We start from the raw sequence: 19,664 nt of genomic DNA on the forward strand, positions 1-19,664 counted from the left end.
AAACGTTCAAGCGCGTCCGCGCTCGGGTGAGGATATGTACGAGCCCGGCCCGCCGCGAGTGACGAGCGTCGGGCGACCGGTCGAGTTGGCTCCCCGCGCTCCGGACCCGTCGGAGCGATACGAGTGGACGCTGGTCGAGGCGCCCGCCGACGGTGGCGCCACCGACGACGACTCCACCGACGACGACTCCACCGACGACGACTCCAGCGACGAACGGGACGCTGCCGTCCTCGAGCCCGGCGATACCGGCCGCCCCGACGACCCGGTGGTTCACCTCCACCCGGACGCGCCGGGAACGTACGTCCTGCGGCTCGACGCCCCGGACGGTTCCCACCGCCAGCGCGTGCGAGTCTTTCCGGACGAGCGTCGCGAGACGACGATCCGCGTCCACGCGGACGACTTTCCGGTCGACGACGACGCGGTCGACCGGGTCTCGCTCCTGTGGCGGCACAACGACCGCCTGCTCGCTCGCGACCGGCCGACTCGCGAGGGCGACGAGTGGGTCTACCGGACCCGCGTCCCGCCGGGCCGTCACGGCGTCGGCTTCGTCGCCAACGACGACCGCGCCAACGAACGCCACGTCGTCCACGAGGTCGAGGGGCCGGGGCGTCCTCGGCTTTCGCTCGACTGGCGGGTCGAGCGCGGTGGCGGGAACGCCAGCGGCGACTACGATGGCGCAGGAGACGACATCGGCGGCCTCCGTCTCGTGGTGACCGCCGACGTCGACGTCCCGCCGGACTCGGAGACGGATCCGGAAGACGTCGAGGTGACCTTTCTGGTCGATGACCGGGACGCGGACCCCGAGACGATCGAACGGATCGAGGGCCGTGCGGAGGGGCACACGCTGTCGGTTCCGCTCGCCGACCTCGAAGGGACCGACGGAAGCCGGAACGGACTCCGGATCCACGCGGTCCCCCACGCGGAGCGGCACGGCGCGGCGGCGACCCTGCGACTCGGTCGCGACGCGGACGGGCGGCCGACGGCCGCCGATCCCCACGCTCGGCCGGCGTGGGCCGAGTCGCCGACGGTGTACGAGGCGTACGTTCGCTCCTTCGCCGGCGACACGCTCCCGACGACGTTCGGGGAGATCGAGCGCAGGGTCGAGTACCTGGTGAGCCTCGGGGTCGACGCACTCTGGCTGACGCCCGTACTCGCCTCGCCGACCGAGCACGGCTACCACGTCACCGACTACTTCGAGACGGCCGCCGACCTCGGCTCGCGGGCGGCGTTCGAGTCGCTGGTCGACGCCTGCCACGACGCCGGGATACGGGTGATCTTCGATCTGGTGATCAACCACACCTCGCGGGACCACCCGGCGTTCCAGCTCCACTCGGCCGGCGTGCCGGCGTACGCCGACCGATACCGTCGGACCGACGCCGCCGTCGACGCGGCGGGAGTCGACTGGGCGGCGCTGCCCGCCGGCGAGGCCCCCGAGTACCGCTTCGACTGGGAGCGGATCCCGAACCTGAACTACGACGATCCCGCCGTCCGGGCGTGGATGCTGTCGGTCGTCGACGAGTGGTCGGGCGTCGTCGACGGGTTCCGCGCGGACGTGGCCTGGGGCGTCTCCCACGGATTCTGGAAGGAGGTCGCCGACCGCGTTCCCGACGACTTCCTGCTGCTCGACGAGACGCTCCCGCACGACCCCTTCTACGGCGAGGGCGAGTTCGACCTCCATTACGACACCTCGCTGTACGGGACGTTGAACGCGATCGGGGCGGGACGGGAGCCGGCCGACGCGCTGGCGGACGCGTTCGAGCGCGCGCGATGGCTCGGCTTCGACGATCCGAGCGCACAGCTGCGCTACGTCGAGAACCACGACGAGGACCGCTACCTGGCGTCGCACGGCGAGGCGGCGCTGCGTGCGGCCGCCGCGGCGACGTTCACCCTCCCCGGCGCGCCGATGGTGTACGCGGGCCAGGAGCGCGGCAACGAGACGACTCGAGGCCCGTTCCGCTGGCACGACGGCGACAACGCGCTCACCGCGTACCACCGACGGCTCTCGGCGCTCCGGGACGCCGAGCCAGCCCTCCGTTCGCGTGCGGTCGACTTCTCCGGCGGACGGTCGGCGATCGAGGTCGTCGACGGCGACCCGGACCGGGTGACCGCGTACGCGCGGACGGCCGATTCGACGCGAAACGAGGGGACCGCCGACCGCCTGCTCGTCGTGGTGAACTTCGCGGACGCGCCGGCCACCGTGGAGGTTCCGGACCGCGTCGACCGGGAGCTGTTCGCCGACGACCCCGCAGGTGGAGAGGTCGTCGTCGAGCACGTCGCGGTTCTCGCGTGAGACGGCCGTCCCGGCCGGCACCGACCGGTATAAGTGTCGCGTCCTCCGGTTCGACGTATGGACGACCGGACGCTGACGGGTCTCCTCGGTCGGTTCGGGCTCTCCGAGAAGGAGATCGACACGTACCTCACCCTCCTCGAGTACGGCGAGGCGAAAGCCAGCACCGTCGCCGACGCCGCGGGCGTCTCGAAACGCTACGTGTATAGCGTGAGCGAGTCGCTCGCCGACCGCGGGTTCGTCGAGGTCCACGACCACGCCGTGCCGACGACGGTCCGAGCCAGCCCTCCCGGAGAGGTGATCGAGCGACTTCGATCGGACGCGGACGCGATCCGACCCGGTCTCGAGGAGCGGTACTCGCGGGCGGAGCGCGAAACCGAACAGTTCGAGGTGGTCAAATCCCGCGTCACCGTCATCAAACGGATCCGGTCGCTCCTCGACGGGGCCGACGCGGAGCTGACGCTGTCGATCCCCGCGAGACGCCTCTCCGCGGTCCGGGACGCGCTGGCGGATGCGGTCGATCGCGGGGTTCTCGTGCTGCTCGTGGTCACGGACATCGAGGACGCGGACGGCGTTCGTGACGCGCTCGGAGAGACCGAGGGAACGGACCCGAACCTCGACCGGATCGCGAGCGTCGTTCGAGCCTGGAGCGAGCCGATGCCGACGATCCTTACGATCGACACCGGGAGGGGGCTGATCGCTCCCCCCGAGCTGTTGCGGCGGTCCGACTCCGACCGGCAGGCGATCGTCTTCGCCCAAGAGCAGCTCTCGCCCGTCATCGTGGGCGCCTTCCTGGGGAACTACTGGCCCGCCGCGACCGAGGTGTCGCTCGCGGGTCCGACCGCGCTCCCGGCCGAGTACGAGGACTTCAGACACGCGGTGTTCCAAGCCACGCGACACCTCAGGGAGGGCGAGACCGTCCGCGCGACGGTCGCCGGGAGACGGATCGACGAGGACGCCGAACCGGTGGAGGTGAGCGGCCGCGTCCGATCGGTCAAGCAGGCGATGATCGAGCCGACGACCAACGAGTTCCCCGTCGAGAACTCGCTCACGATCGAGACCGACGACGGCCCCGTCTCGGTCGGCGGGCAGGGCGCGTTCGTCGAGGACGTGCTGGCGGATCTCACTCGGATCGAGATCGAGTGACCGGTCGTCGTTCAGCATAATTCGAGGTGGAGCCTCCGACCTCAAGGAGCGAGCATAGCGAGCGAGTAGGTCGGAGAGGAAACTGGCAACGCACGACGCAACCGCACGACGGTAGCTACCTGACTCCTCAACGGATAAGTACCGTTAGATAGGCTCTGTTGAAATCCTTAGAAAGTGATATATTTCGACTCGGTGGCGGTCAGTACAGATGAAGCGCAAATTGTTCAGTACAGAAAAATGTTCAGTATAGGATAGATAGACGAAAAGAACATCCCAAGTGCGATCTACCACCAGAGCTATTGATATATCGTTTCTACGTGGGATATGGTCAGGCTCAAATTTGTGTTCGCCGCTGGCGTTCTTGCGGCTCTTGGTGTAGCAGTCACTCAAGTAGTACAGCTGACGTTCATCGAGTCTACGGTAGTGAACGCAGCTATGGAGGGCCTTTTTGTCGGAGTAATGGTCTATCTTGGTCTCAAAACTCTCGAACTCTCTGTGAATCCGCAGTAGTTTTCGCTGGGTATGCTGGTTCGTCCGCAGCTCTCATCGACCGGCTGTTTCAGGCGAGAATATATCTGAAGAATAGGATTTCAACAGAGCCGTTAGATAGTAATCTGAAACATGGAGGTGCGTCGAACTGCGCCGGTCAAGCTTGTTGTTCCCGATGAGCGGTACGACGACCTCCACGAATCCGCGCGACAGTTCCTTCACTGTGCGAATCGTGCCGCTGAATTCTGTTGGGACGACGACTCCTACGCCAACTGCGTTACGGCGAACTCGACGGCACGGGACGCGCTCTACGAACAACTACGAGAGGAAACTGATCTTACTGCGAACCTCGTTCAAGAGGCGATCCGTCGTGCCGTCCAAGCGACGAAAGGATGCGTCGAACGGTGGAAACAGGGCAAACGCGTGAGCCAGCCGGAGTTCACGTCGTGGAGCATGGTCTACGACAAGCGAAGCGCGACGTTCTACCGCAACCGTGTGTCTCTCTCGACTGTCAACGGGCGCGTCGAGTGCGACTTTGAACTTCCGGCGGATAGCCCGACTCCCTACGAACAGTACGTTCTCTCCGAGGACTACGAGTTCCGGGCGAGCACACTCCAATACGACAAGGCGACTGACGAGTTTTACTTCCACATCACGACGCGAAAGTACGATACCGACGAGTCCGAGGTTTCGGAAGATACCGAGCACCAAACAGTTCTTGGTATCGACCTCGGCGTCAACAGCCTCGCAGTAGCTTCGACCGGCACGTTCTGGCAGGGCGACGAATACGATCACTGGTGCCGTGAATTCGAGAAGCGACGTGGTGAGATGCAACAGCGCGGGACGCAAGCGGCGCACGACGCCCTGCTTCGCCTCGGAAAGCGGGAAGAAGCGTGGCGGAAACAGTACATCCACACCGTTGCCAACGAAATCGTCTCGGAAGCTGTCGATCACGATTGCGGTGTTATTGTGTTTGAGGACTTGACCAACATCCGAGAGCAACTTCCACAGGCGAAGTGGCACCACATCTGGGTGTTCCGACACCTCGCCGAGTATGTGGAGTACAAAGCGCCCGAACAGGGCGTCTCCGTGAAGCAAGTTGAGCCGAACCACACGTCCCAACGCTGTTCTCGAACGGACTGTGGGTTCACGCACGAGTCGAACCGTGACGGCGAACACTTCCATTGCCAGAAGTGTGGCTACGAGGTCAACGCAGACTACAATACAGCGAAGAATATCGGGCTACGCTATGCCCGAAAGCGACAACACAGACTCCGTTCCTCGCCCAAGTCGGGGAGCGGAGAGGCACCAGTAGACGTGCGTATAACTGGTGGGACGTTCACGAGAGCAGAGCTCTCGTGAGCCAACCAGAACGCTCCGCGTTCTGGTGACGTTGAACGGCAAGAGTCACCAGCCCATTGCTGGCGACTGATTGCTGGGAGTCCACATCAAAGCCCTACCCTCAACGAGCGAACCCCGTATGGGGGAGCGAAGTAGGGTAGTTTACATCCGGCGGTCGCGGAACGCGCGGATCACGTCCTGTCTGGCGATGAGCCCGATCAGGACTCCGTCGTCGTCGACGACCGGTAGGCGGTTGATGTCGGGGTCGCCGCCCGAGAGCAGCTCGAGCACCTCGTCCACGTCGTCGTCGGGGCTCACCGTGGCCGGGTCGGCGGTCATCACTTCGGCGATGGGACGATCGGCGTTTCGCACGAGGTCGATCCCGAGGTCGAGATCGCCCCACGGCGGTTTTACCTGGTACGTCAGCGTATCGACGAACGGCGGGAGGCCGATCGGGATCCACAGCGTCTCCTCTTCCGGTTCGAACAGGTCGACGAGGTCGGACTCCGTGATCACGCCGATGACGACCCCGTCGTCGTCGACGACCGGGAACCCGGAGAAGGGGTTGCGGGCGAACTTGTGGAAGACGTCGCTCACGTCGTCGTCCGGAGAGACCGTCTTCACGTCCTCGACCATCAGGTCGCGTGCGTTCATACCTGAACCCTCGCGGTCACGGGTGGTAGTCGTTACGACGAGCGTCGCGTCGAGACGCGGTTGCGGTACGAACGACACGAAATCACGGAGGTCCGTCCGAAATCGTTCGTCTCGTCTTCGAGGACGGTAACGACGCCGACGGGTCCGGTCGATCAGTTCCCGAAACCGTCCTCCCATCGGAAGGTCCCGTCGCGCTGGACGACTTCGCCGTCGACGGTCAGGATCGAATCCGCGCTCACGTCGCTTATCATGTCGACGTGGACCGCGCTGTCGTTGCCCGGCTCGCCGTCCGGCAGGCAGGCGTCGTAGGCGCGGCCGACCGCGAGATGGACCGTGTCGCCCATCTTCTCGTCGAAGAGGATGGAGTCGGTGAACCGGTCGATCCCGCGGTTCATCCCGATGCCGAGCTCGCCGAGCCGACGGGCTCCCGGGTCCGTCTCGAGGACGCTCGCGAGCGCGTCCTCGCCCGCCTCCGCCGAGAAGTCGACGACCTCGCCCTCCTCGAAGACGAGGCGGACGTTCCTGACGCGGGTCGAATCGATCGTCATCGGCACGTCGAAGAAGATCTCGCCCTCGGCGTCGTACGGCGCGGTGAACACCTCGCCGGAGGGCAGGTTGTGCGAGTCGTACGCCACCGATGCCGCGGAGTTGACCGCCGTCCGGCCCGCGATCGACATCGTCAGGTCGGTATCGGGCGCGTCCTCGCGTTCGGTGTGGATCCGGACCTCCTCGCCCGCATCGAGGATCCGCTTCATCTCCGCCATCTCCCCGGCGAGCGCCTCCCAATCGCGGAGGACGGCGTCGTAGACGAAGTCGCGGTATTCCTCGTAGGCCATCCCGGCCTGCTGGGCGAGGCTGCGGGTCGGATGGACCGTCGACACCCAGTCGGTGGCCATTCGCGCCTCGCGAACCGCCTGACGGGCCTTCGCGTAGGACCGGCGCGTGTCCCCGTCGACGTCGGCGGTTCCGGCCGTGTTTCGGCCGCCGCCCAGTCGGAGGTAGACGTCGGCCGCCTCGAAGAGGGCGCGGTCGACGGCGGGGTCGGGGAAGCCGTCACCGCGGGCGTCTCCGGCGGCGTCCTCGTGTGCCTTCAGGTACGCGCGAGTCATCTCCTCGGAGCCGTACAGCGTCGTCACGGCCGCGCCCCGTTCGCCGAGCGCCTCGGCGACCGCGACGCCGAGGTCGTGGGCGTCCTCGGCGACGCTCACGACGACCCGGTCTCCCGGATCGACCCGCGCGCTCCAGTCGACGAGCACTTCGGCGTGTTCGCGTACGCGTTCGTCCATGATCGACGAGTCGCGGGCGGGAGGTAAATCGGTGCCGGCGCGGTCGACCTGGAGACGCTCGAGGCGCACGCCCGCGACGCGTGAGAACTCGCTACTCCAGATCCAGGAGCGCCGCGACCTCGTCGAGGTAGTCGTCGTAGACTCCGACGGCCGACTCGATCGGGTCGGGCGAGGCCATGTCGATTCCGGCGAGTTCGACGACCTCGAGCGGGTAGTCGGAACCGCCCGCCTTCAGCATCTCGCGGTAGTCGGCCGCGGCGGACTCGCCCTCCTCGAGGACGCGCTCGACGATCGCGGCGGCCGCCGAGATCCCGGTCGCGTACTGGTAGACGTAGAAATCGTAGTAGAAGTGCGGTATTCGCTCCCACTCGCGCTCGATGCCGCCGGTGAGTTCGGCGGGTTCGTAGTACTCGCCTTTGATGTCGGCGTACAGCTCGTCAAGCACGTCCGGCGTGAGCGCCTCGCCCGCCTCGACGCGCTCGTGGATCCGCTGTTCGAACGTCGCGAACATGGTCTGGCGGAACAGCGTGGATCGGAACCGTTCGAGGTACTCGTCGAGGACGTGCGTCCGGAGCTCCTCGTCCTCGACGGTCTCGAGCAAGTGGTGGGTGAGGAGCGTCTCGTTGACGGTGGAGGCGATCTCGGCGACGAAGATGTCGTAGCTCGCGTCGTGCCACGGCTGGGCATCGCCCGCGAGCTCGGAGTGCATCGAGTGGCCGAGTTCGTGCGCCAGCGTGTACATTGAGGTCACGTCGTCCTGGTAGTTCATCAGGATGTACGGCTGGGTGTCGTAGGTCCCCGAGGAGAACGCGCCGGAGCGCTTCCCGCGGTTCTCGTAGACGTCGACCCAGCGGCTCTCGAGGCCCTCGGCCATCCGCTCCTGGTACGCCTCGCCGAGCGGCGCGACCGCCTCGACGATCCACTCGACGGCCTGGTCGTACTCCACGTCGGGTCCCTGATCGCCCGTCAGCGACATGTAGAGGTCGTGGCTTTCCAGCGTGTCGACGTCGAGTGCCCGCTCTTTCAGCTCGGCGTGCCGGTGGAGCGTCCCGAGGTTCTCGTCGACCGTGTCGACGAGCGCGTCGTACACCTCGACGGGGACGTTCGAGCCGTCGAGGGCGGCCTCGCGGGCGGTGTCGTAATCGCGGATCCCCGCGCTCGCGACGTGTTCGCGCACCGCCTTCTCGAGGCTCGTCCCCACGGTGTTTCGGACGTCGGCCCACTCGTCGTAGAAGGTCTCGTGAACCCGCTCGCGAAACGCGCGGTCCGAATTCGTCTGGAGCTTCGTGAAGTTGGCCTGAGTGATCTCCACTTCCTCGCCGTCGGGGTCCTCGACGACGCCGTAGCTCATGTCCGCGTTCGTCAGCATCGAGTATATCTCGCTCGGGGCGCTCGTGACCTCCGAGAGGTTCGCGAGCACCTCCTCGACCTCCGCCGAGCGCGTGTGCGGTTTCATCCGCAACACGTCCTCCAGGTAGTGCTCGTACTCGGCGAGGGCGGGCTCCATCTCGAGGTACTCGGCGAGCCGTTCCTCCGTGAGCGACTGGAGCTCCGGCTGAAGGTACGAGATCGCGCTCGAGGCCTCCGACTGGAGCGAGGACGCTCTCGCGGACATCGCCTGGTACTCCTGGTTCCGCGTGTCCTCCGCGCTCCGGAGCTGTGCGTACACCGAGACCGCCGACAGCTCGCGAAACACCTCCTCTCGGAGTCTCAACAGCTCGAGGAGCGTCTCCGGGCTCTCCGTGACGCGACCCTCGTAGGCTCCGAGCTCGTCGATCCGACCCTCGACGTCCTCGTAGGCGGCCGCCCACGTCTCGTCGTCGGCGAACACGCTCTCGAGGTCCCACTTGTACGCCTCGTCGATCTCGGACCGCTCGGGAACCGAACTCATACGTCCCCGTCGACCCCCTCGGCACTAAGCCTTGTCAAAGGCGGAAATGGGAGACCTCGAAACGGTCGAGGCGGGACGCAGTCAAAGCGGGAGGCGGTCGAAGCAGGAGGCGGTCGAAGCAGGAGGCGGTCGAAGCAGGAGGCGGTCGAAGCGATCACCCGCCGTGGATCCACTCCGCGAGGTCCACCACGAGCACGAGCGCGTCCTCGCCGTCGCGGTAGTACCGCTTCGCCCGCCGAACCGGCTCGAACCCCTCGGTCGCGTACAGCGACCGAGCGGGATCGTTGCCCTCCCGGACCTCGAGCTTGACGACGGCCGCCCCGGCGGTTCGGAGCCGTCCGAGCCCGGCGCGCAACAGCGCCCGGCCGATCCCTCGACCTCGAACGTCGGGGTGAACCGCGAGGTCCTTGATGTGGCCGATGTCGCGGCCGGCGTTCGGGGTGACGTCCGCGACGACGTACCCGACCACCGCCCCGTCCCGCTCGGCGACGAGGAAGGCCGGTTCGTCGATCAGCCGCTCGAAGGCGTCGTACGGCCACGGGTCCGAGAAGCACTCGCGTTCGATCCGGAGTACCGACAGGAGGTCGGCGCGCTCGACCGGGCGGATCGTCACCTCGGCGGGGGTCACGTCCGCGCTTCGTGAGCGCCCGGAATAAACGCGACGGGCTCGTTCCGACTCACCGTTCGATCCACGGCTTCGCGGCGTCGACCGTTGCCGGCGTCGGCGCACGGATCGCGAAACGGGCCCCGTCCGGGATCCGATCCGCGATCCGCGGATCGGCTTCGATCGCCGAATTCGGTTCGACGACGTCGATCTCCCACCCGTGTGAGTCGACGATCTCGCGGACGATATCGAGGCCGTAGCCGGTTCCGTTGGTCCGCGTGGTGAAGCCGGAGTCGAAGACGTCCGGTCGATGTTCGGGGGAGATCCCGGGACCGTCGTCGGCGACGACGATCCCGCGATCGGTCGCGCTCACGACGACCGTGAGTGCGTCGTTTCCGGAGTCCGCTGGACTGTCAGTCGAACCGTATTCGACGCTGTCGCCGGACGCAGTCCGGCTGCCTGTGGAACCGTGTTCCACACTGTCGCTGGATTCCGCCGGAATCCGGCTGCTAGTCGAGCCGTGCTCGACGCTGTCGCCGGGCTTCGCCCGGCTGCCCGTGGAACCGTGTTCCACACTGTTCCGAAACAGGTTCTCGAACGCCTGGCGGAGCCGTCCGCGGTCACCGCGGATCCGGGCGTCGTCGACGACGACGAGTTCCGCCTTCTCGTCGCCGGCGGTACCCCACGCGTCGTTGACGACTCCCTCGAGCGAGAACTCGGTCGGCTCGTCCATTCCCGACCCCTGCCGGGCGAGCGTCAAGAGCTCGCTGACCAGTTGCTCGATCCGGTCGGTCGCGCGCTCGCCGCGCTCCAACGGTTCGGTGTCGTCTTTCAGCCGCGCCATCTCCATCGATCCGCGGATCACGGACAGCGGATTCCGGAGGTCGTGTGAGACGATACTCGCGAAGCGGTCGAGCCGCTCGTTCCGATCGGCGAGCCGGCGCTCGCGCCGCTTTCGTTCGGAGACGTCACGCGAGTTGATGACCAGTCGGCCGACCGCGGCGTCGTCGGGGAGCGCTCGCACCCGCGACTCGAGCCAGACCCAGTCGCCGTCGGCGGTCCGGTATCGGTACTCCAACGCCTCGACGCGTTCGGGATCCGCGAGCGCCTCGTAGAACTCCGCCGTGATCCGGTCCCGGTCGTCCGGATGGACGTACCCGAGCGGGGATCGCCCGACGAGCGAGCCCTGCTCGTACCCGAGTACTCCCTCGACCGAGGGACTCTCATAGCGCACGCGGCCGTCCGCGTCGACGACGGTGACGATGTCGGTTCCGTACTCCAAGAACTCGCGGAATCGCTCGGGGAAGGTCCGCTCCACGTCGATGCGCCGTCCGGTGACGACCCGCCCGCCGAACTCCGGTGCGAGGTCGTCGTCGACGACGGATTCCACCCAGGCGTATCCGCCGTTCGCGCGGCGGATCCGATGGGTGACTCGCCGCTCGTTCGCGACCGCGGAGAGGGCGTCCGAGACCTCGTCTCGCTCGTTCGGATGGACGTACTCGAGGAAGTCGTTCCCGCGAATGGCCGCCCGATCGCCGCCGATCAGCGCCGGCATCGACGGCCCCGCGAACAGCACCTCGCCGTCGACGGCGACCGCGGCGAGGAACCGGTCGGGAGCGGCTCCGATCCCGCTCGACGCGTCGATCACCGAGCCGTCAGTGAGCGGCCGCTCCGTCCGATCCGTTCGGTTCCGGCCCCGGCGTTTCGAGCCCTCGTCGGCGGCGCTTGAAGCGACATCGGGGGCGGACCGTCGACCGGAGGAACGCGGTTCCATCTACTCGTCGAGAGTTCGGAGTGCGGGAGATAAACCCACCCGCTCAAATTATCAAAACGGAAACTACCGTGGACGCTCGGTCACGGGTCGCCGGTCGGCTCGACGGGGGCGGTCGTCTCGGCAGTCGGCGATCCGGACCGGAGTCGATCCCAGAGGAACAGCGCGGGCGGGAGCGCGATCACGGAGATGACGAACGAGTAGAACACGCTCATCGCGATCAGGACGCCGAAGTCGCCGAGCACGGGGGTGATCGCGAGACCCAGTGCGCCGGTCCCGAGCGCGGTCGTGAGCATGCTGCCGACGAGCGCGCCCCCGGTCCCCGTGAGCGTCGTCCGCAGCGACGTCGCCACGTCGCCGTTCTCGCGGTACTCGTCGACGAACCGGGCGGTGATGTGGACCGAGTAGGCGATCCCGATCCCGATCGCGATGGAGAGGATCGTCGCCGTCAGAGCGTTGAGCGGGTAGCCGAGGAACCGCATCGTCCCGACGAGCGACGTGACGGCGATCGTGATGGGGAACACGTTCACGATCCCGAGCATCGGCATCCCCTCCAGCACGCCGTAGGTGATCACGAGGAACACGCCGCTCAGCCCCACGGCGAGCACGAGTCCCTGGATCGCCGAATCGAATATGATCGCGGTGATCGCGTCGAAGACGACGATCTGTCCCGTCGCGGTCGCCGCGTAGCGGTATCGGTCCGCCTGCTGCCGGCCGTCCGCGGAGACCTCGCTCTGGGTCGCGCCGCTCTCGACCGTGTACTCGACCTGCGCGCCGCGGCGGTCGTCGGTGAGGTACCGACCCGCATCCGAGGCGGCCGGCGAGTCGAACAGCGCCGCGTAGATCCGTTCGAGGTTGCGGTCGGGGATACCGTTCCCGTTCAAGTCGTTGCGCGCGACGAGCGCGGCGAACTCCTCGTCGTTTCGCGCGTGCGACCGGATGACCGTCACGATGCTCGTCGTCTCCGCGCGTCCCCCCTCGCCGACCGCCAGCGTGTCGGGCGGGTCGTCGGTCGGTGCGGCGAGCGCCTCCAGCGCGTGGTCCTCCTCGAACGGTCCCTCGACGTACACCGTGAGCGACGCGTCTTGGCTCGCCGAGAAGCTGTCCTCGAGCAGGCTCAACGTCTCGGTGACCGTGTACTCGCTCGGCGCGAACGGCTCGGGGATGTACTCGACGTACCCCGGCTCCTCCTCCGGCGGGAGGAAGTCCTCCTGTTCGAACGTCGTGTCGACGCCGGCCCCGTACGCGCCGAACGCCCCGCCGGTGAGAAGCAGGAGGACGACGAACACCGCCGGGGCGCGCTCGCCGACCGACACCGAGACGGCCAGCAGCCGGCCGAGTGCGGACTCCTCGGAGGCGATCGGCGTGGTGCCGAACTCGGGCACGCCGTACCGCTCTCTGAGCCGGTCGAGTTCGAGCTTCGCGGCCGGTAAGAACAGCCCGAAGATGAGGAACGTGAAGACGATCCCGACCGCCGAGACGATCCCGAGGTTCCGGATCGGGTCGAGCCCGGAGGTCACGTTCGCGCCGAACCCGAACACCGCGGTCACGGTGACGATGACGAAGGCGATCGCGAGCTGGTTCGCGGCGGTCCGCATCGCCGGCACCGCGTCGTACCCCTGGACGGTCTCCTCGCGGTACCGGTTGATGAAGTGGATCCCGAAGTCGACCCCGACCGCGAGCAACAACACCGGCACGGCGATCTGCTGTTGATCGAACGGGATCCCCGAGAAGCCGAGGAACCCGAACGTCCAGATCAGCGTCATCAACAGCGCGAACAGTCCGAGCGCCAAGTCGATCGGGTCGCGGTACGCGACGACGAGGAATCCCAACAGCAGGACGACGACGACGGGCATCACGATGAGCAGCGAGTCGGCGATGACCCGCCCCGTCTCGGCGTTGATGATCCCGGTCCCGAAGGTTCGGATGTCCGCGGGCTCGTCGTTCGCGAGCGTCCGGACGTCGGTCTGTATCGATTGGAGGTCGGCTCCCCCCTGGGGCACGTCGTGTCTGATCACCGTGATCGTCGTCGAGGCGGACGCCTCGGTCGGGTTGAAGTCGTCCGAGACGGCCGCGGAGAACCCCGGATTCTCGCTCAATCGCCGGACGACTCGACGGAACTCGGCGTCGGTCGCGCCCGCGACCGCAGCCCGCATCTCCGCCGGCGTCTCAGCCGAGGGATCGATCGTCCCGGCAATGGCCGTCGCGGCCCCGTTCGCGGACGACATGTGGAGGTCCTCGCGGGAGTCGATCCGCTCCAACAGCCGCAACATCGTGAGCGTCTCCTCGCGGGTGAGAACGTCGTTCCCGTCGTGGATCAGCTGCGTCCGCTCCGTCTCCGCCGTGAACGGCTCGTCGAACTCGTTTTCGATCGCGTCGAGCGCCTCCTGTTCGGGGAGGTCCTCCGAGAACCCCTCCGTCGGGTTCGTCTGCGTCTCGACGGCGGTCATCCCGCCGGCGAAGACCGCGGTCGCGAGCAGGAACGCGACGACGACGGTCCGCGGCCGCGAGACGATGACCTCGTTGAGTCGCGTGGTGGCGTCCTCGATCCACCGGCCGGCTCGGGTCATCTATTCTCTCTGTGTGACGTAGAGGCCGCCCCCGAGGACGGCGAGTACGACGAGGACGCCGAGCACGAGCGGGAGGGTCCCGATACCCGACAGCGGGGAGCTCTCCTCGGGCTCGACGACGGTTATCGGGACGCGGGTCGTGTCCGACAGCTGGCTGTCGCCGTCGGCGTCGTCGTACCGGAAGTCGAACGAGACGGGATACGTCTTCGTGACCCCCGACGACTCCGCGGAGAGGTCGAACGTCATCGTCGTCGACTCGCCGGGCTCCAGCGTCGACACGAACCCCTCGTCGTTGCTGCTGTCGAGCGGGCTATCGGCGAACAGCCGCGCCTCCACGTCGGTGACCGGCTCGTCGAGTTCGTTCGTCACCTCGACGGCCAGATCGACCTGCCCGCCGGCTTCGATCTCGCGCGTCTCGACGGCGAGACCGAACTGGTCGCGCTGCGGCTCGACCGTGTACAGCAGCTCGAGGTCGCGGTAGGCCCGCCGCTCGTTCTCCTCGTTTCGGTACTGGACGACGACGTCGGAGGTCCGTTCGATCGGCTCCGCCTCGCCGCCGACTTCGATCGGCAGCCGGAACGACCCGGACTCACCCGCCGCGAGCGTTCCGACCGCGACCGACGACTCCCGCGGGATCACGTTCGGCGACTCCTCCGCGAACTGGACGACGACGTTGCGTGCGGGGTCCGGCCCCTCGTTCGTCACCGTTCCGTACAGGTCGCCCTGCTCGCCGACGTAGAGGTCCGCCTCGACGTCGGCGACGCTGAACCGCTGTTCGGCCCGCGGCGTCACGCCGACCGACGGGTCCTCGTCGACGCGCGGGTACCCCTCCGGCGTCTCGAAGGTGACCGACCCGTCGAGGACGTACTCCCGGACCGACGCGCCCGGCGTGAACGCGACGTCGTAGCGGACGGTTGCGGTCTCGTTCGGCGCGAGCGAGTCTATCTGCGCCGTGTCGCTCGTGGTTCCGCCGAACGTGACTTGGGGGCTCGACGACGCCATGGCGACCGTGAGATCGCGTGCGCCGTCCGCCCCGATGTTGCGTACCTCAGCCTCGACGACGCCATCCTCGCCGACTTTCGCGTCGGTCGTCGCGTTCGTGATCTCGAAGCGCGCGTCGTCGTCGACCTCGACGTCGACCTCGGTCGTGAGCGTCCGCTCGCGGTCGTACGTCACCCCGCCCGACTGCTGGTAGGTGTAGGAGTACTTCACCTCGACGTCGATCGTGTAGGTCCCCTCTGCGACATCTTGGGGGACCGCCACGGCGATCGGCGCCTCCCCCGGCTTGTTCTCGGTGACGGCGCCGATCGCGAGGGTCCCGGTCTCGACGGTTAGGGGAGTATCCTCGGCGTCCGCTTCGACGCGGACGTTCCGCGCGGTCGTGACCACCGAGCGCGCCTCCGCAGTGCCGAGGTCCAGGTCGCCGTCGTTGGTGATCTGAAGCGGCAGCGTGTTCGTCCGGCCCGGATCGAGCGTCGGGTCCGACGTGCTGACCGCCAGATCCGGGGAGCCGCGGAGCAGCCCGCCGGACTGCTGGAGCGTCGTCGTCGAGGCCGTGGCGGCACCGACGCCGCTCCCCGCTCCGCCGACCCCTCCAGCGGCTCCCGCTCCGCTGCCGGTCGTCGCCGCGACGGCGAGACCGGCCGTCCCGCTCGTCAACAGCGTCACGGACACGAGAGCGACGAGGATCGATCGTGCGTTCATCTATCCCTCCGAACGACGGCGGAGCATCGGTGCCGTCCCGCCCGGTTCGAAGCCGCCCGATCGTCCGATCGACCCGCGCGAGAACCGACGCGTTCCGGTCGACCTTCGGCGTGGTCCTGCGTCCGTTTCATACTCAAACGTGAATCCACGAATCAATAACACCTTTGTTTTTGGATTCTTACTGCCGGCATGACCAGCGCCATACCGCCCCGGAGCGTTCACGCGAGGGAGGACCAATGAGCCGATTCTCCGAGTCCGAGCGCGACCGGATCCGCTCACAGCTCGTCGAGGACGGTGGCGAGCTGTTCGCCCGGTTCGGCTTCGACCGCACCCGGATCAAGGACGTCACCGAGGCGGTCGGCATCGGTACCAGCACGTTCTACCAGTTCTTCGACTCGAAGGAGGCGCTGTACGTCGCGGTGCTCCGCGCCGAACAGGAGCGGATCGAGGCGCACATCGAGGCGGCGGTTTCGGAGGCCGAGACGCCGCGCGAGGAGGTGCGAACGATGCTCCGGACCACCTTTCGGGAGGTCCGATCGAACCCGCTCGCCTCCCGGCTGATCGTCGGGGGCGAACTCCAGCAGCTGTACGACCAGCTCTCCGAGGACGACCGCGAGTCGATCGGTTCCGACCCCCGGGAGACCGAACTCCCCTACGCCAGTCGCTGGGCGGCGATGGACGAGGTCCGGTACGACGATCCCGATCTGATAAACGGGCTGCTCCGCTCATTGATCTTCGTCACGCGTGCGCAAGACTCACCCATCACCGCCCTCCACGTCTCCGAGTACGAGGAGGTCGAAACCGCCCTGATCGAAACGATCGTCGACGGCCTGTTCGTCAGGTGAGAAACGGGAGTCAGAAGCGTTAAACGCTCGCCCGAACGACCACCTCGTGAGGGCGCGTAGCTCAGCGGACAGAGCACTTGGTTCCGGACCAAGATGCCGCGGGTTCAAATCCCGTCGCGCCCGTTCACTTCGCTCACTCACGAGCGCGACTGACCTCCGCTTGCTTCGCTCTCGGGGATCCCGTCGCGTCCGTAGCGTTACTAAGCGCATGACTTCGGCGGGGTACTGACGTCTTTCAGAGAAGCAGCGTTGCGGTTTTGAACGAAATCGAGATCCATGTGTCGACTTTTCCGGATCGCGATGGAACACTACTCACACCGATGGATGTGACGGAGGGAGCAGTTCGGGAGATATGTACCGACGCGGTTTTCGAACGCGGCGAGCGGTACCTTGCTGAGAACCGGATCCTCGATATTCATCGGGTTGACGCTACCGTGGCCGCCGTCGTGAGCGGCAGTCGTCAGTACGACGTGCGTGTCGACCTCGAAGCCGATGGGTTCGACCCGTGGTGTGACTGTCCGTACGACGGACCGGAGGCGTGTAAGCACGTCGTCGCCGTGTTGCTTCGGTGTGCCGACGACTGTCCCCCGGACGAGGGAGATCGGCTCGACGCCGCACTCAAGGCTGCCGACGCCGACGATCTCCGAGACTTCCTCCGGGAGACGCTGGCAACCGACGCTGCCGTCCGCGAACGCTTCTTTACCCGTTTCGGCGAGTCGTCGACGCAGTCGGTCGACGATCTGCGCGCTGCGATCAACCGGCAGTTCGAGGAGACGAATCCCGACTACTTCGTCGTCTTCGAACCGATCGATTTCTCGGAGTGGTTCGACCTCGCGAGCGAGTATCTCGATCAGGGACGGTACGCGTCGGCGGCGGCAGTATATCGTGCCCTCGTGGAATCACTCGACGATAACATGGAGCGCGTCGACGGAGCGTATGATCACTTCTCGCAGAGATTCACGCGAGCGCTCGACGGGTACGTCGATTGCGTGGCGGCCGAAGATGTTGACGCTGAGGAGGTCGCCGACGCTGTCGCGTTCCTCGAGGACCGGGCGACGTCCGGGACATCGTTGCTCAGCGAGCACTTCGAGCGCGCAGCGATGGAGTTGGAGGAAACCTTCACTGAGTGGCGAGATAATTGATTCTCCGCTGTCTCGCTTTTCGCCGCGCTTCAGTTGCTCACTCTCCGAGCGCGGCGACGATATCGCCGATCGTGTAAAGACGTACATCGTCGCGATCGGCGGCGGCTTCGCGGATGCTGTCCGTAAACCCGCTCCGAGAGAACAGCGCGTATTCGACGGTCCGCGTGCCGCCGCCCGACGGCTGCCATCGGAGTTCCTCAACGTGTGTCTCCAGCGATGCCAGCGCGCTGTAGTCGAGCGGCGACTCCTGATACTTACACTCGCCGACGACGAGCGTGTCCTCGCCGGTAAGCCCGACGACGTCGATCTCGTGGTCCTGATACCACCACTGTCCGACGTCAACGATCGGCGTCTCATCGTACAGCGTCCACAGGGCCTCACAACACAGTTGCTCGAAGGCGGGAGCGACGAAATCGGGCAGTTCCGGTTCGATGAGTCGTTCGTAGGCCTCGTCGCCGAACTGGTCGTACCGATCCGCACTCCCGTACAGGAATCGGAACCAGAACCGGAATAGGGGATCCCGAAGTCGGTACTGACTCCGCTTGGATCGCTCCGGCTTCTCGGTCACCGGTACGTGTCGTTCGATGAGCCGAAGCCGTGAGAGCCGGTCCAAATACGTCGATAGCTGGTTGTAGTCGATGCCGGTCACGCCAGCGATCTCGTTGCGGCCGGTTGCCCCGCCGGCGATCGCTTCGAGGATCGAGAAGTAGCGCGTCGGCTCTGTCAGCTCCATTCGGAGGACGTGCTCCGGCTCGTTGCGGAGCGATCCGTGACGAGTCAACACCGTCTGTTGGATGTTCTCGCCGAGCGATCGATCCGTGTCGAGTTCCTCGAGGTAGTAGGGGACACCACCGAACACACTCCACGCACGCACGGCCTCGTCCGCTGTCGCATCGTTTGGTAGAAACTCCGTCGCGGCGTCGAACGAGAGTTCACGGATGTCGAGCGTGAGGGACGTCCGCCCGTACAGCGGGCTGTCTCCGAGCAGCGTCGCTTCCTCCATCATGCTGATCGACGACCCGACCAGAACGAACGTCGTCTCCGACTCGTCGAACTCGTGGTCGAACAACGCCTGTAACACGGACGGAAGACTCTCGTCCTGCTCGATCAGGTACGGAAACTCGTCGAGGACGACGATCGCGTTCTGTTCGGCCAGATACCTGAACAGCCGCTCCCAATCGGGACGAATATCTTCGATACCAGGAACTGTGTCAGCCGCGACCTCGATGAACTGTTCCAGTTGGAGTTCCCGCGTCTTCTGTCGTGCCTGATAGAAGACCGCGTTCTCTCGCCCCTCAAGCGCCTTCTTGACGAGTCTCGTCTTTCCCAGCCGTCGCCGCCCGTACACGACAGCGAGATCCGCATTCTCCGAGTCGAAAAGGCCGTGAAGCCGATCTAACTCCTCCGAGCGGTTCACGAAGTCTGTCATGGCGCTGAATTAGTGGGTGTGAGATAAAAATATTCTGAATAATCATATTATAGAATATCATATTTAGAGATATCATCGACCGAGGATTCCATCAAAGCAAAATTGGAATAGATCCGAGATCGAACATATACGGTGGCAATCTTATTGGAAATACTACTTTTTGTCTCAAATCACGAAAGGGATTTATAAACTATTTGTGTCATTTGAGATGATATGGCAACGAAAAGTCAGTTCCAGCGACTATCATATCTCATAGATGGTGGCGAATTAGTAGGAGTTCAACAGGGCCACGAATTTCTGAACGGTCTGAGTTGGTTTGGCATCTCCTAGGTGGTCTCGGTGGTAATGCTCTCGTTCGGGGAGGGCATCGCGATCGTCCAGGTAGTATAATCTGCGTCAAAATAGCAAGAACGCTCTTGTGTAGCACATTGTTGATTTCAGAGAGTTGCTTTGACGGCGTATTTGAGCGCTTTTCGTCCGGGTTTGCGGTAGAGTTCTCGTCTGA

12 protein-coding genes, 1 tRNA gene and 1 pseudogene are annotated in these 19,664 nt (G+C 65.7%); 6 read left to right on the plus strand and 8 right to left on the minus strand.

The window, feature by feature from the left end; all coding sequences use genetic code 11:
- The first annotated feature begins 34 nt into the window (after positions 1 to 34).
- The 3 genes and pseudogenes from FN829_RS11820 (at position 35) to FN829_RS11830 (ending at position 5,354) form a co-directional block, all read left to right on the plus strand.
- On the plus strand, positions 35 to 2,290 hold the full coding sequence (locus FN829_RS11820; protein WP_142987175.1) for an alpha-amylase family glycosyl hydrolase: 2,256 nt from the start codon (positions 35 to 37) through the stop codon (positions 2,288 to 2,290).
- Positions 2,291 to 2,347: 57 nt separating this feature from the next.
- Positions 2,348 to 3,433, plus strand: a complete 1,086-nt coding sequence (locus FN829_RS11825) for a TrmB family transcriptional regulator (RefSeq protein ID WP_142987176.1) — start codon at positions 2,348 to 2,350, stop codon at positions 3,431 to 3,433.
- Between the two features lie 621 nt (positions 3,434 to 4,054).
- A pseudogene (locus FN829_RS11830) lies at positions 4,055 to 5,354 on the plus strand (RNA-guided endonuclease InsQ/TnpB family protein).
- Positions 5,355 to 5,425: 71 nt separating this feature from the next.
- Here the strand turns inward: FN829_RS11830 and FN829_RS11835 are convergent.
- The 7 genes from FN829_RS11835 to FN829_RS11865 form a co-directional block, all read right to left on the minus strand.
- Positions 5,426 to 5,917, minus strand: a complete 492-nt coding sequence (locus FN829_RS11835) for a CBS domain-containing protein (protein WP_142987178.1) — start codon at positions 5,915 to 5,917, stop codon at positions 5,426 to 5,428.
- Between the two features lie 152 nt (positions 5,918 to 6,069).
- Positions 6,070 to 7,203 (minus strand): aminopeptidase, encoded by a 1,134-nt coding sequence (locus FN829_RS11840; RefSeq protein WP_142987179.1) that lies wholly within the window; start codon positions 7,201 to 7,203, stop codon positions 6,070 to 6,072.
- 91 nt (positions 7,204 to 7,294) lie between these two features.
- Positions 7,295 to 9,094: an oligoendopeptidase F gene (gene pepF, locus FN829_RS11845; protein ID WP_142987180.1), complete on the minus strand. Its 1,800-nt coding sequence runs from the start codon at positions 9,092 to 9,094 to the stop codon at positions 7,295 to 7,297.
- A 154-nt stretch (positions 9,095 to 9,248) separates the two neighbouring features.
- Positions 9,249 to 9,722 carry a ribosomal protein S18-alanine N-acetyltransferase gene (gene rimI / locus FN829_RS11850; protein ID WP_142987181.1) on the minus strand — a complete coding sequence of 158 codons (474 nt, stop codon included), beginning with the start codon at positions 9,720 to 9,722 and terminating at the stop codon, positions 9,249 to 9,251.
- Between the two features lie 49 nt (positions 9,723 to 9,771).
- Positions 9,772 to 11,472 carry a PAS domain-containing protein gene (locus FN829_RS11855; protein ID WP_142987182.1) on the minus strand — a complete coding sequence of 567 codons (1,701 nt, stop codon included), beginning with the start codon at positions 11,470 to 11,472 and terminating at the stop codon, positions 9,772 to 9,774.
- Between the two features lie 80 nt (positions 11,473 to 11,552).
- Positions 11,553 to 14,039 (minus strand): efflux RND transporter permease subunit, encoded by a 2,487-nt coding sequence (locus FN829_RS11860; RefSeq protein ID WP_142987183.1) that lies wholly within the window; start codon positions 14,037 to 14,039, stop codon positions 11,553 to 11,555.
- Positions 14,040 to 15,743: a COG1361 S-layer family protein gene (locus tag FN829_RS11865; protein WP_142987184.1), complete on the minus strand. Its 1,704-nt coding sequence runs from the start codon at positions 15,741 to 15,743 to the stop codon at positions 14,040 to 14,042.
- Between the two features lie 236 nt (positions 15,744 to 15,979).
- Between FN829_RS11865 and FN829_RS11870 the strand changes: the two genes are divergently transcribed.
- The 3 genes from FN829_RS11870 (at position 15,980) to FN829_RS11880 (ending at position 17,730) form a co-directional block, all read left to right on the plus strand.
- Positions 15,980 to 16,588, plus strand: coding sequence for a TetR/AcrR family transcriptional regulator (locus FN829_RS11870; RefSeq protein ID WP_142987185.1), 609 nt, complete (start codon positions 15,980 to 15,982; stop codon positions 16,586 to 16,588).
- Between the two features lie 50 nt (positions 16,589 to 16,638).
- Positions 16,639 to 16,711, plus strand: a tRNA-Arg gene (locus FN829_RS11875).
- A 197-nt stretch (positions 16,712 to 16,908) separates the two neighbouring features.
- Complete coding sequence (locus FN829_RS11880; protein WP_142987186.1) at positions 16,909 to 17,730, plus strand: SWIM zinc finger family protein; 822 nt, start codon at positions 16,909 to 16,911, stop codon at positions 17,728 to 17,730.
- Between the two features lie 37 nt (positions 17,731 to 17,767).
- Here FN829_RS11880 and FN829_RS11885 read toward each other — a convergent pair whose 3' ends face one another.
- Positions 17,768 to 19,159: an ATP-binding protein gene (locus tag FN829_RS11885; RefSeq protein ID WP_142987187.1), complete on the minus strand. Its 1,392-nt coding sequence runs from the start codon at positions 19,157 to 19,159 to the stop codon at positions 17,768 to 17,770.
- Positions 19,160 to 19,664: the final 505 nt, after the last annotated feature.

This window comes from Halorubrum cibi (assembly GCF_900182635.1).
Taxonomy (GTDB): domain Archaea; phylum Halobacteriota; class Halobacteria; order Halobacteriales; family Haloferacaceae; genus Halorubrum; species Halorubrum cibi.

Bases quoted from the DNA above. Each gene is read 5' to 3' on its own strand.
- FN829_RS11820 (WP_142987175.1), top strand. From the start codon at position 35: ATGTACGAGCCCGGCCCGCCGCGAGTGACGAGCGTCGGGCGACCGGTC.
- FN829_RS11825 (WP_142987176.1), top strand. From the start codon at position 2,348: ATGGACGACCGGACGCTGACGGGTCTCCTCGGTCGGTTCGGGCTCTCC.
- FN829_RS11835 (WP_142987178.1), bottom strand. From the start codon at position 5,917: ATGAACGCACGCGACCTGATGGTCGAGGACGTGAAGACGGTCTCTCCG.
- FN829_RS11840 (WP_142987179.1), bottom strand. From the start codon at position 7,203: ATGGACGAACGCGTACGCGAACACGCCGAAGTGCTCGTCGACTGGAGC.
- pepF (WP_142987180.1), bottom strand. From the start codon at position 9,094: ATGAGTTCGGTTCCCGAGCGGTCCGAGATCGACGAGGCGTACAAGTGG.
- FN829_RS11855 (WP_142987182.1), bottom strand. From the start codon at position 11,472: ATGGAACCGCGTTCCTCCGGTCGACGGTCCGCCCCCGATGTCGCTTCA.
- FN829_RS11860 (WP_142987183.1), bottom strand. From the start codon at position 14,039: ATGACCCGAGCCGGCCGGTGGATCGAGGACGCCACCACGCGACTCAAC.
- FN829_RS11865 (WP_142987184.1), bottom strand. From the start codon at position 15,743: ATGAACGCACGATCGATCCTCGTCGCTCTCGTGTCCGTGACGCTGTTG.
- FN829_RS11870 (WP_142987185.1), top strand. From the start codon at position 15,980: ATGAGCCGATTCTCCGAGTCCGAGCGCGACCGGATCCGCTCACAGCTC.
- FN829_RS11880 (WP_142987186.1), top strand. From the start codon at position 16,909: ATGGATGTGACGGAGGGAGCAGTTCGGGAGATATGTACCGACGCGGTT.
- FN829_RS11885 (WP_142987187.1), bottom strand. From the start codon at position 19,159: ATGACAGACTTCGTGAACCGCTCGGAGGAGTTAGATCGGCTTCACGGC.